This is a genomic window from Chitinophagales bacterium, assembly GCA_016787225.1.
Classification (GTDB): Bacteria; Bacteroidota; Bacteroidia; order Chitinophagales; family JADJOU01; genus CHPMRC01.
Map to the genome: position 1 here is coordinate 300,911 of JAEUUY010000011.1, position 11,963 is coordinate 312,873.

Below are 11,963 nucleotides of genomic sequence, written 5' to 3' on the forward strand. Positions count from 1 at the left end.
GTTCTTATTCTACCAATCTAGCAAATCTCTTATTGGATTTTGGGAAATCAAGACCATAAGCTATCGCAGTAATTACGGCTGCTACTATTGCTGTCAATAAACTTTCATTACTAAATCTAAAAACTAATGTTGTTTTGTGTGAGACACATGTGATTAGCGCTCCAATAAAAATAGAAAGCAAAGCAAAGCATTGGTATATACGCATTCTAAGCCAATAAGGTGTTTGGGCTTCACCACGCAATGACTCTTCGACAAATCGAAACAAACCATTAGCAATAAAATAAAAACCAACTAAAAAATTTATTGGCATCTCTAAGAAATAAAATCGAATAAGAAATACGCCCGTTATAAAATTTGCAATCATAGAATACAACTGCGTTGGGTGTAAGAATCTACCAGATAGTTCAGAAATTTTATTGACCCGCGACATAGGATGGTGAAATTGTATCCCCATTTTAGGTGAAGTTTGACATCCATGACAACAACCCTGCACAAGACATCTTAATCTGCCTATCATTTGTACCCATGGTGCTGCCATAACGAGAGCTCCTGCCAAAATAGAAGCTTCCAACGGAGTATACACTCCTAGAGTTATCACGGCAAATCCAGTGCCTACTATACTCCCATAGAAGCTATATGGTCTCTGTAATTTGGGGGAGCCTTCAATAAACTGAGCCCACAAAGCAGCTCCAAGAATAGCACTCAGAGTTAAAGACATGGTTGTAATAAATCGAAAGTCATGTAAGAAGCTCGAAATCAAAAATGCACCTATTAGACTGGCTAAGCCTGCATAGATTCCGTGATGAATAAATCGTACATTTCTGTATCGCCATTCTATCCATGTATTCGCTATTTTCTCCGCTTTATTTTTAGCTGCAAACCATAGAGCTATTCTGTATTCAATAATAAAATAAACAGCTAAACCCGCCAACACATCTAAGATGGTATGATTACCCGTTGTAAGGCAGCTCATAGAAATTAATGTGGCTATGAAGAAGAACGCCGTCTTTAGAGTTGATAAAATTTGTGTATAGTATTTAGCCGATAACAAAGCCCACATTACGTGATACGATGGAAAAGCTGCGGCTGCGCTATCCATAGATCTCTCTAGTTTTATAAGTTCCGTCCAGCAAGAAGAAAAACTAAATTCTCTCTGCTCTACCACAAATGGTAAACAGAAATAAATACTAAAAACGATAATCATAGATAACCACGCATCAATAGTGAAATTTCTTAACTGCTCATTTGTCTTCAAAATGAACGGAACAAGCAAGGTAAAAATATAGACCGAGGAGTATGCAATTATGGTAAAATCTATTAGGGGAATATACTCATCTAACATCGTATTCGTAGAGATAGCAACCATTGGATTCCCTATAAAAACGAAAGCTTCATATAAAATTAACCACGGAATAAATATTAGAATAAAAGTGGCTAGCTTTGATTTTAAATTTGTTGATTGAGAATTCCCCTCGGCTAAAGATAAAAATGGCTTGAATGCTTGGACACCAAAAAGCTTCTCTGTTTTCTCCTTCTCGAAACCTAGAACATAGGCTACAATCATAAATAAGAATAATGGGCTAACTAGCCAAAATCCCGATGAAGATTTAACCCAAATAGACAATCCGAATGACACAAGAATTGAGCCAAGATATATTGGATGACTTGTAAAAGAATATACCCCTTTACTTACAAATTTGTCTGGAGGATAGGCATTCATTGGTAAGCCTTCACCATAGTACCATAGAGAAAACATTCCAGAAAAAATGAAATAAAGTCCTATTCCAACATTTAATAAACCTATATATGGATAGTCTGGTACTGGTATTTGTACTAAATTGTCAGTAGCACCAGCCCATAAAATAAGCAAATATGGCAGCACTACGACGAATAAGCAACCGTAAATTATTTTACCTAAAATGTTTTTTACTTCTTCCATTTTACGATTTCATATAGAGACCAACCCGTATTCATCATACTATCATTAACTTTGAAAATTGCTTTTGATTTAAACTTCACTTCTATAGTTTCTAGTATTCGTTTATTGATAATCCATTTTAGCCAATTTAGATTTTTAAGATGATTGGATATTTTTCCTTCATAAATTACACTTGGGCTGAGAAAGTAAACTTGATATTTCCCACTGCCGAATACAAGCTTTTCATTATCTATGCTTCCATCTTCGTAATAGCTACTATTGTAATAAATTTTCCTTAAAGGATTAGACCCCTTCCATTCAATCCAAACGATACTGGTGTCTTGTGATAAATATCTCCCCCATCTTAGTTCATCTATTGGCAGCTCCCATGGTGCCAAACTCATGTGAATCGTTTCTGAATAACCGAGCCCTCTGTAATTTATTCCGTCATAATATAGTGATACCGAAGCCAGAGGATGATGACAGTCCCAAACCAATTTTTCTTCCTGTATATTCTGATATAGTTCTTCTTTAACTCCGGTCTTTTTGCCGTTAAAGACAAATGTTATACCTAGTTTTTTATTTTTAAATGTAAAATCATTGTCTTGATTTGGTTTATCAGTTTTAGTTAGTGAAACTTTCTCTGTGGTAATATTCTCAGAATTATTAATAATAATGCTGGAAAAATTGATTTTTATAATTAAGATATAAAGCTCTGCCCAATAAGCTATAAAACAATTTCCATTATTATCTATGACATCGAAGTATTTTTTTTCTAGGTTGAAGAGCTTTATCATGTATAGTTATAATAAATGATCTTGCATATTCAATACGAGATTCTTTAATCTCCCCTCCACATCTCTTTCTTCCACAAATTTCACCCATCCTTTTTCCTGCCAATAAGAAGCGAGATATTCCTGCTCAGGTTGACCAGCGGTAGGTACACAGATGATTTTTTGCATTTGTAGAATATATAAATCTATCAAGGTAGAATAGCCACTGCGGCATATGATTCTTTCTGCTCGCGCTATATACTGAAGCGTCTCTTCATATCGCATACGAGAATGATGAATGCAGTTTTTTGATTTATTCAATACATAATCTTGAGAAAAATTTCCCGCAATAAAAGTGACTTGGTATGGCAGCGTTTCGATGACTTTGAGATATTTTTTTTCTAACTCTGTTCGTCGAGGTTCTGGGCCTGATAGCAATACAAGCAGCTCGATAGGCTCAGCTTTGGGGTCACTCGCTACTTTCAAATCAGGAAAACCTATCCATCGCTTGGGAATAGAAATATCGACATCCGTCATAGCTGCACTCAGCTTGACAGTCTCGATATCAGGAATCCATAATTCATCAAAAGGTTTAATTAATTTATCTACAAATCGCTGCGATATGCGCTCTATAAAATTAGCTGTTACCAATTTCAATTGATGCGAAATGAGATAACTTTTTAATCCTACTAAGTAGCAGCCATACCGGTTGTCGGAAATCACCACATCGGGTTGATAGATTTTCTGATAGCGTCGCATGTGCAGCTGTTCTCGATATATGATCCAAAAACGTGTAAAGGATTGTAATATGATAAATAGAAAAAGAAAATTCTTCGACTTATATTTTATCTTATAAGACGGCAATGTATGTATAATAAGCTCTGGGAAACTGGTCTTGAGCATGCTCTCCGCTTCTCCATCGCTAAACAGAACGACCTTATTTCCTAAATTATGATAATGCTTAATAATAGGAATAGACCTCGTAGCATGACCCACACCCCAATTGAGTACCGCGTAGAATATAGTCTGATTTTGAATCAAGGGGAGTTGAAGCCCTATCTTTTCTTTTTGGAAGAATAGAGAATCCATAGGTAGGCAGCTAATAATAGGAAAGCTGTAATTTGATGAATAACACCTAATGTAATAGGAATTTTTCCATGACTATAGCTTACAGTAAAAATACCTAAAATAATTTGTGATATTAACAGAATATAGTATAGCAGATAACTAGGAGCGATGAACATTTTCACTCTATTGACAATAAAAAACCATGCAGAGGCGAAAAATAAGAGGTAGGCTGTCAACCTATGTACTACTTGAACTATCAATTTTACATTAGGATTGGGTTCATAATCATTCCAATGAGCCCATTGTATAGCAGGACTCGTATTCCATATGTCCTGAAAAAGCTGGGTTTTAGCCAATAGCAATGGATAAGGAAACACCAAGGCGGCTTTCATACCAGCCATCAAAGCTCCGAAAGCTAATTGAATAACCAAGAAAGTTCCTATCCACTTCCATAAATATCGGTCGATTAACTCAATACGTTCGGCCGAATGAGCATGCGCATACTGATAATAGGTATAAGTAAGATATGAAAACAAACTCGTAGCCAAGATAAGATGTATTAATAGATTATAGGCATTGACCCAGGTGCGTTTATCATCATTAAGGCCACTGGCTACCATTAGCCAACCAAAAGTAGCGGAGAGTGAGGCTAAAAAAATAACTACGAGTAGCCTTTTAATAAGTCTCACCTCAATTTTTTTTCTCACGATAAAATAAAAGAAAGGGATTGCAAAAACTATACCCATAATTCTAGCCCATAGTCTATGGAAATATTCCCAGAAATAAATTCGTTTAAATTCATAGAGAGACATATCCCTATGTATAGACTCAAACTGTTTCTTTGCGAAGGTTTTATATTTTTCAAAAGAAATCGTCCATTCCTTTTCATTCAATGGAGGCAGGGTTCCTTTAATCACTTCCCATTCGGTAATAGATAGTCCAGAATCTGTAAGTCGTGTGATACCCCCTATTAAAATTTGCACTAAGACCATTAAGCAACCTATCAATAACCAAATAGAAACTGCTCTTGAAATCTTAGCGTTTACCATAACCTTAGTTTTCCATATTTTTCAGAATAGTTTCTGCTTGAGATTTCATAGGGTTATCGTAACTCTTTAACTTTCTAAGAATTTCCTTGGCCTCTTCGCGATTGCCTTGCTTGTATATTTCTTGTGCTTGATTAAACAATTCCCTTTCTTTTTGAGATACAGCTGCCGCAGGATTAGATGCATTACTTGAAGCAGGATTGATATCGTTATTGATATCCCCTAAACTTGAACTTGATTGACTCTGATTCTTCTTAGTCGCCACTTTCTGTTTAGTGATGGAGACAGAATCTACGGGCATGCTTGCTGCTACCGCAGCATTCGGAATAGTTTCCATAGGCAGGCTGGATGAGTCTGCATAAGATTGAATACTAGAAACAGTTTCTGCTTCCACCATGGTCTGATCTTGAGCATCTACACCAGGGCTACTACTTAGAAAATAATAGATGCCATATCCTAAAATACCCATTAAAATAATGCCCGTAATAATAATACCAACAATTCTCCAGTTAATTGGCATTTCTTTCTTAGTCTCAACATTTTCTCTGGATTTGAGAATCTTAGATTCTGAAACCCCTGTATATTGCTGCACTTCATTTATGAGCAGTGCTACAGACTGATAAGCCAGTGCTCTGTTTTCTTTATCTCCTATGGTATTTACTGCTTCCTTTAAAAAAGGATCTTTCTCACATTGTATCTCTAATTCTTTTTCTCTTTCAGGGGACAATTTATATTGTAAAAATTGAATCCACTCTTTAGTAGAAAACATTTTAAACTTTCTCTCTATACTCATTTTCGTTGTTTATCCTAGATTATAATCCTCTATTCTCTAAGTAGGTTTTCAAAAGACGTTTGCCATTTTGAATATTTGTCTTTACTTGATTGACGCTAAACCCTGTCGATTCTGCAACCTCCTGATAAGATTTATTTTGCATATAGAATAAGTCAATACAAATTTTTTGATTCTCATTAAGTGTATTGATTGCCAATCGCAAATTGTTCGCATCTATTTTGGATGTCTTATCCTCAGAAGCATTAATAAAAAGTTCGTGATCGTCTTTACTCGCAAGCTCATCGATGAGGATATTTTTCGAATCATTATTTCCTGCATTCTTTTTCTTAGATTCTATAGTGCATAGATTCTTTGTTAGTTGATACAACCAGCTAGAAAAATCTTTCACTTCAATTCTTTTTAAATCGGAAGCTATCTTATGAAATACAGTCATAGTAAGATCCTCCGCTTCTTTTTGGTTTTTTAATACCCCCAATGCTACTCCAAAAACACTGGGCAAATAACGAAGAAACAATTCTCCTAAATAGGAATTATCATGAGAGAATCGATATTTACTTATCAATTCCTCATCCGTAAGACCACTATTTAATTTAGATCCGAAAACTGCCACTTCCTTGAAAAAATTTGTGGCTAAATTAATTATTTTTCAAGAAGTCCTAAAAAAAATTGATTTTTGCAATTTCAGTAAATTTCCAATGTATACAATAGTTAAAAATATTCTATTCTTTTTTCCTCCAGAGTTTGCTCACGCTATCACTATGAAATTATTGAGAATTTTACTGGAAATTCCAGGCCTTAACACCTTACTTTGCTATCATAAAATTGATGATATCTCTTTCGCTGGTATTCGATTTAAAAATAGACTGGGCATGGCGGCAGGATTTGATAAGAATGCGGAATATGTGAACATACTGGACAAACTAGGGTTTGGATATGTAGAGATAGGCACAGTGACTCCTGAACCACAAGACGGTAACCCCAAACCACGACTATTTCGACTCAAAGAAGATCAAGCTTTGATGAATCGAATGGGGTTTAATAATTTAGGTGTAAAAAAAATAATAGAAAACCTAAAAAAATTTCAAGGCAAAGGTTATGTTATCGGAGGCAATATAGGCAAGAACAAATGGACTCCCAACGAAGAAGCCCATCTAGACTATCAAAAATGCTTTGAGGCTATGTATGACTTTGTCGATTATTTTGTGGTCAATGTCAGTTCACCAAATACCCCTAATCTTAGAGCACTTCAGGATAAAGATACCTTGATAAAAATATTTGAGGTGCTTCAAGAGTTTCGTAAAAATCAATCCGTTTCTAAACCTATCTTTCTCAAAATAGCACCTGACCTCACAGAAGGGCAGTTAGATGATATCATTTCTGTATATCACAGTCAGCATATTGACGCCCTCATAGTATCGAATACAACGATAGATTATGAAGTCTTAAATAGAAATAAAGATTTTGCCTATTCAGAAAAAATGGGCGGCATTAGCGGTAAGCCCATAGCTTATAAGACAAATGAAGTTATTCGATATTTAAAGTCCAAAGACGCATCAATAAAACTCATAGGTGTTGGCGGTATAGATAGTGCTGCATCGGCACAAGAAAAAATTGACCTAGGTTGTGAATTGCTGCAAGTATATACAGGCTTTGTATATAAAGGAAATGGACTGATTAAAGAGATTTTGAAAGGTATTACTTCAAAATAGTGTGACCCATTTTGTCTCTCTTGGTCTCTAAGTATTTTTGGTTACTTGGATTTGGAGTTACTTCTATAGGGATATTATCTACTATCTCCAGTCCATAACCGATAAGCCCTACACGTTTTTTGGGATTATTGCTCATGAGTTTTATTTTTTGAATACCGAGGCTGCGAATGATTTGAGCCCCAAGACCATAGTCTCGCTCATCCATTTTAAAGCCTAGTTCCAAGTTGGCTTCTACAGTATCACGACCCTGCTCTTGAAGTTTGTAAGCTCTTAGCTTGTTCAATAATCCTATTCCCCTGCCCTCTTGTTGCATATAGACAACAACTCCTTTTCCTTCCTGTTCTATCATTTTCATAGCGAGGTGTAGCTGATCTCCACAGTCACAGCGAAGAGACTGGAGAATATCTCCCGTAGCACAACTCGAATGAACCCTCACCAAAACGGGCTCGCCTGCCTCCCAAGCTCCTTTTACCAAGGCTAAGTGGATATCCGGGCTTGTATTTTGTGAAAAAGCATGTAACTTGAAATTTCCGTATTTGGTAGGCATATCAACTACTTCTTCTAGCTTGATGAGACTATCATGCTTCAGTCTATATTCTATCAAGTCTTCGATAGAAATAATTTTCAAATTATGTTTTTTAGCCACTTCTATCAATTGTGGAAGGCGCGCCATGCTACCATCCTCGTTGAGTATTTCTACCAGGACCCCTGCAGGCTGACAACCAGCCAGTCGGGCGATATCTACAGCTGCTTCGGTATGTCCAGCTCGACGTAATACGCCTCCATCTCTAGCTCTGAGTGGAAATATATGCCCTGGTCTGCCTAAATCTTTTGGCTTGGTATTTGGATTTATTAAGGATAAAATTGTCTTAGACCTGTCATGCGCAGAAATACCTGTAGTACAGCCTTCTCCCTTCAAATCGATAGATACCGTAAATTGAGTCTCATGTAGTACCGTATTTTTGCCAACCATGAGTTGTAGGTCTAATTCATCACAACGCTTCTCTGGAAGTGGAGTACATATAAGTCCGCGTCCATAGGTAGCCATAAAATTAACTACTTCCGGTGTGGCATGCTCCGCTGCAGCTATAAAGTCACCTTCATTTTCTCTATTTTCATCATCTACCACAATGATAACTTTTCCATTTTGAATATCCAACAAGGCTTCTTCAATTGTATTCAGTTTATATTCTGTCACTTCTTTCCCAGACATTTGTTTTTATCCCTTTTATATAATTAAAAAATCCATACAATATTGCTAAATTCATACTCAAAAAATAATACATTCTATACCAGATAGCATTTATTTTAAGCAAAGTCAGCAAATAATTAAAGAACAAAAATAGGCAAACCAAGCTACCTCCATAGATTAATATATTTGAATATTGACCAAAAAGATTGAAAAAACTAAGTATCCAAGCTACTAAGAATAGAATAGGGGATAGCCACCGTAGTATTTTGTGAAAGAAAAAAGCATAGATAAAGCCAAAAGAGGTCTTCCATGGATTCAATAAATCTAAGAAATGAAAAAGTATCTGAAAATTGCCCGCAGCATAGCGGCTTTTGCGTTTAAACTCATTGGTAAGTACTGCTGAAATATGCTCCTTTGCTATGGCAGTTTGGGAATAGAGCACATAATAATTTTTTCCAATAACAGAGAACGTGAGAAACAAGTCGTCTGTTATAAAATTTTTAGGAATCCTCTGATACAATTCGCCTCGCATCATATAGCAGGCGCCAAATACACCTATAGCATAACCCATAGTCCGACTTTCTTCCAGCTTTATTCTATTTTCTCTCAAAACATAATCTGATTCTACGTTGCGTTGATTTTGCAAAGGCACTACAGAGGCCCCAACCATACCTACTTTATCTATCAATATTTCTTTTTCCAATTCGATAATACAGTTTGTGTCTAATGCTATATTAGCATCCATCAGGAGAATATGGTAGCTATCTGTGTTCAACTGAAATTTTTCTACTAAGAAATTCAAGGCCTGAGGCTTCCCAATGCGGTGGAGTCTTTCGACCTTCAGTTTTGAGTATTGTATTTGGAGATTTTGTAAAACCTTCATTGTTTCATCTTCACTGCCATCATCCGCTACGATAACCATTTCTATATTATCTAAATTATTACTATTAAATATAGCTTGTATTGTTTTGGATATATGATTCTCTTCGTTGTATGCAGCTAGTAAAACAACAATAGGTCGCTTGCCGGAGGTGTGAGTACCTATAGTCTTATTCCCCAGATAATGGAGCGAACTAGGATATATTAAATAACTATAAATAAATAGACTGACAAATACTAAAAATACAATCGCTAATATCAAAATAAGTAGAATTAAGAATTAGAACACCTCGATTCTAATAGAACTATTATTTTTGTTTGTAAAAATAAAACAATGGCGAATAAACAACAGTTTTTATCCGATATTCAAACCGGATATACATTCAAAGGTGATAGCATTCTTATGGGTTTAGGTAAACTGAATGAAGAAAATGTCCCCGATGCCTTGATTAAAGCGCCACTCAAAATGTTTAACCGACATGGTCTGATAGCAGGAGCTACTGGAACGGGTAAGACTATTTCACTACAAGTCATAGCGGAAAACCTCTCCAAAGCGGGAGTGCCTGTTTTACTGATGGATATCAAAGGAGACCTCAGCGGTATCGCTATGGCTGGAAGTACCAATCCTAAAGTAGAAGAACGAAATGCCATTTTAAAATTAGATAACTCCTATTCCAACAATCCTGCTGAATTCATAACGATAAGCAGTGAGCCTGGTACACCTATGCGGGCTACTGTCAGTGAATTTGGACCTGTATTATTAGCTAAAATATTGGGATTGAACGATACCCAAGAGGGAGTCCTTTCTATGCTTTTTAAATACTGCGATGATAAAGGATTAGCTCTATTAGATTTAAAAGATTTAAGAGAAGTGCTAATACGAGCGAACGATGAACTAAAAGATGAACTAACCAAACAATTTGGCAGTTTTTCAACTACGACTTCAGGTACTATTCTTCGTAAAGTAATTGAAATAGAACAACAAGGAGCAGACAAATTTTTTGGAGAAATGTCTTTTGAAGTGGAAGACCTCGTAAGGGTAATCGATGGAAAAGGAATAGTTAATATATTTCGCCTAACAGATATACAAGATAAGCCTAAATTATTTTCAAGTTTTATGCTTTGCCTGCTTGCTGAAATTTATGGCAGTTTCCCTGAAATAGGCGACCCTGATAAACCTAAACTAGTTTTATTTATCGATGAAGCACATTTGATATTTGAGGAAGCTAGCCCAGCGCTTTTAAAGCAACTCGAAGCTACTATTAAGCTGATTCGGTCCAAAGGTGTTGGTATATTTTTTATTACACAGAATCCTGCCGATATTCCTGATTCTATTTTGGGTCAGCTGGGGATGAAAGTGCAACATGCCTTGCGTGCCTTCACTGCCAAGGATCAAAAAGCTATAAAACTAGCAGCTGAAAATTTCCCTATTTCCCCATATTATGATATCGAGAAAACCTTGACATCTTTGGGTATAGGAGAGGCCTTGGTCACTGTGCTCAATGAAAAAGGTATCCCTACTCCACTAGCTCATACCATGATGCGACCCCCATTAAGTCGTATAGGAGTATTGACTAATGGTGAATTGCAAGACATTATTGACCAATCTGATATCAAAGAAAAATACGAAAAAATCATAGACCGTGAGAGCGCTTATGAAATGCTCCAAGGAAAAATATCGGCGGCTAAAGAGGATGAACCTGAAGCAGAAGAGAAAGAAGAAGTAAAAGAAGAAAAAGGAGGCGGCATACTGGATAGCGTAGGGGATGCTGTCAATAGTCCTGTTGGAAAAATTGTAGTGAGAGAAGTCACGAGAGGTTTACTTGGTGTCCTAGGACTCAAAACGACAACGACTAGGAGACGAAAGAGTAAAGGGCTTTTTTGGTAAATTATACTATTTATAAATAGTTATCTCTAGTTTAGGTCAGTGTCAATTTAACGAATACTTCTCTAATACAAAATCTAATTCTAGCTTGGTCTTAGACAGATATAATGGTTGATGAAAAACATCTAATTTTTTCAACAATTCATACATTTTTTGCTTCTCTTTTGCCGTCAGTTTTCCTGTTATCAGTTTGGCCACCTTTCTAGTAATCGATTTGATTTCTATAAATGCCATTTCTCCCTTTTTTGTCAATTCGATTCTAACACTTCGTTTATCATGTTCATCTTCATGTTCATGAATTAGACCGTTTTTTACGAGCCGTCTTATCACTTCTAGCCCAGTCGTCCGGTCGTGTACATTTCGCTCTATGAGTTGTGTTTTAGTAAGACTTCCTGCTCTTTTGAGAGCATAGAGATAGGTAAAGTCCTCTTGGTTTAGTTCCGAAAATTCTGCTAAGTAGGTTTTTAAATGACCTTTTGCGTAGCGGTACATCAAAACAAGCAATCTACTTATTTCCTCTTCTATATCATTCGTTTCTAGAGAATTATTGCTTGAGGAAACATCTATACAGGAGCTTCTATTCTCCTTATCCAATATCCAATAAGCGAAATCTGAAAGGTTATGACCCAGATTTTCTTCCTTCTGATAGAGCAAGAGTGCCTCCAAAATTTTTGTACATTGCGCATTCATATATAAAGAC

11 protein-coding genes are annotated in these 11,963 nt (G+C 36.1%); 2 read left to right on the forward strand and 9 right to left on the reverse strand.

Annotated features, from left to right (window positions below; all coding sequences use genetic code 11):
• Positions 1-4: 4 nt before the first annotated feature.
• The 6 genes from JNL75_04485 to JNL75_04510 form a co-directional block, all read right to left on the reverse strand.
• Positions 5-1,939, reverse strand: coding sequence for a prolipoprotein diacylglyceryl transferase (locus JNL75_04485; GenBank protein MBL7789074.1), 1,935 nt, complete (start codon positions 1,937-1,939; stop codon positions 5-7).
• Positions 1,927-2,715 carry a hypothetical protein gene (locus JNL75_04490; protein MBL7789075.1) on the reverse strand — a complete coding sequence of 263 codons (789 nt, stop codon included), beginning with the start codon at positions 2,713-2,715 and terminating at the stop codon, positions 1,927-1,929. The genes JNL75_04485 and JNL75_04490 overlap by 13 nt, the downstream gene beginning before the upstream one ends.
• Before the next feature lie 6 nt (positions 2,716-2,721).
• Positions 2,722-3,780 carry a hypothetical protein gene (locus tag JNL75_04495; GenBank protein ID MBL7789076.1) on the reverse strand — a complete coding sequence of 353 codons (1,059 nt, stop codon included), beginning with the start codon at positions 3,778-3,780 and terminating at the stop codon, positions 2,722-2,724.
• Positions 3,747-4,742 (reverse strand): COX15/CtaA family protein, encoded by a 996-nt coding sequence (locus tag JNL75_04500; protein ID MBL7789077.1) that lies wholly within the window; start codon positions 4,740-4,742, stop codon positions 3,747-3,749. The genes JNL75_04495 and JNL75_04500 overlap by 34 nt, the downstream gene beginning before the upstream one ends.
• A gap of 70 nt (positions 4,743-4,812) precedes the next feature.
• Positions 4,813-5,598, reverse strand: a complete 786-nt coding sequence (locus JNL75_04505) for a hypothetical protein (protein MBL7789078.1) — start codon at positions 5,596-5,598, stop codon at positions 4,813-4,815.
• Positions 5,599-5,617: 19 nt separating this feature from the next.
• Positions 5,618-6,208 (reverse strand): sigma-70 family RNA polymerase sigma factor, encoded by a 591-nt coding sequence (locus JNL75_04510; protein MBL7789079.1) that lies wholly within the window; start codon positions 6,206-6,208, stop codon positions 5,618-5,620.
• Positions 6,209-6,293: 85 nt separating this feature from the next.
• Between JNL75_04510 and JNL75_04515 the strand changes: the two genes are divergently transcribed.
• Positions 6,294-7,307, forward strand: coding sequence for a quinone-dependent dihydroorotate dehydrogenase (locus JNL75_04515; protein MBL7789080.1), 1,014 nt, complete (start codon positions 6,294-6,296; stop codon positions 7,305-7,307).
• On the opposite strand, the gene JNL75_04520 is transcribed toward JNL75_04515, so the two are convergent.
• Entirely contained in the window at positions 7,294-8,505 is a 1,212-nt protein-coding gene (locus tag JNL75_04520; GenBank protein ID MBL7789081.1) for a bifunctional 3,4-dihydroxy-2-butanone-4-phosphate synthase/GTP cyclohydrolase II, read from the reverse strand. The genes JNL75_04515 and JNL75_04520 overlap by 14 nt on opposite strands.
• Positions 8,492-9,640, reverse strand: a complete 1,149-nt coding sequence (locus JNL75_04525) for a glycosyltransferase (GenBank protein ID MBL7789082.1) — start codon at positions 9,638-9,640, stop codon at positions 8,492-8,494. Before JNL75_04525 ends, JNL75_04520 begins: the two co-directional genes overlap by 14 nt.
• 72 nt (positions 9,641-9,712) lie before the next feature.
• Between JNL75_04525 and JNL75_04530 the strand changes: the two genes are divergently transcribed.
• Positions 9,713-11,266, forward strand: coding sequence for a DUF853 family protein (locus JNL75_04530; GenBank protein MBL7789083.1), 1,554 nt, complete (start codon positions 9,713-9,715; stop codon positions 11,264-11,266).
• A 42-nt stretch (positions 11,267-11,308) separates the two neighbouring features.
• Here the strand turns inward: JNL75_04530 and JNL75_04535 are convergent, their stop codons facing one another.
• A complete protein-coding gene (locus tag JNL75_04535; GenBank protein MBL7789084.1) occupies positions 11,309-11,953 on the reverse strand; it encodes a MarR family transcriptional regulator in 645 nt (214 codons plus the stop codon).
• Positions 11,954-11,963: the final 10 nt, after the last annotated feature.

Excerpts from the sequence above, each read along its gene's own strand:
- JNL75_04495 (MBL7789076.1), bottom strand. The coding sequence starts at position 3,780 with ATGGATTCTCTATTCTTCCAAAAAGAAAAGATAGGGCTTCAACTCCCC.
- JNL75_04505 (MBL7789078.1), bottom strand. The coding sequence starts at position 5,598 with ATGAGTATAGAGAGAAAGTTTAAAATGTTTTCTACTAAAGAGTGGATT.
- JNL75_04515 (MBL7789080.1), top strand. The coding sequence starts at position 6,294 with ATGTATACAATAGTTAAAAATATTCTATTCTTTTTTCCTCCAGAGTTT.
- JNL75_04530 (MBL7789083.1), top strand. The coding sequence starts at position 9,713 with ATGGCGAATAAACAACAGTTTTTATCCGATATTCAAACCGGATATACA.
- JNL75_04535 (MBL7789084.1), bottom strand. The coding sequence starts at position 11,953 with ATGAATGCGCAATGTACAAAAATTTTGGAGGCACTCTTGCTCTATCAG.
- JNL75_04485 (MBL7789074.1), bottom strand. The coding sequence starts at position 1,939 with ATGGAAGAAGTAAAAAACATTTTAGGTAAAATAATTTACGGTTGCTTA.
- JNL75_04490 (MBL7789075.1), bottom strand. The coding sequence starts at position 2,715 with ATGATAAAGCTCTTCAACCTAGAAAAAAAATACTTCGATGTCATAGAT.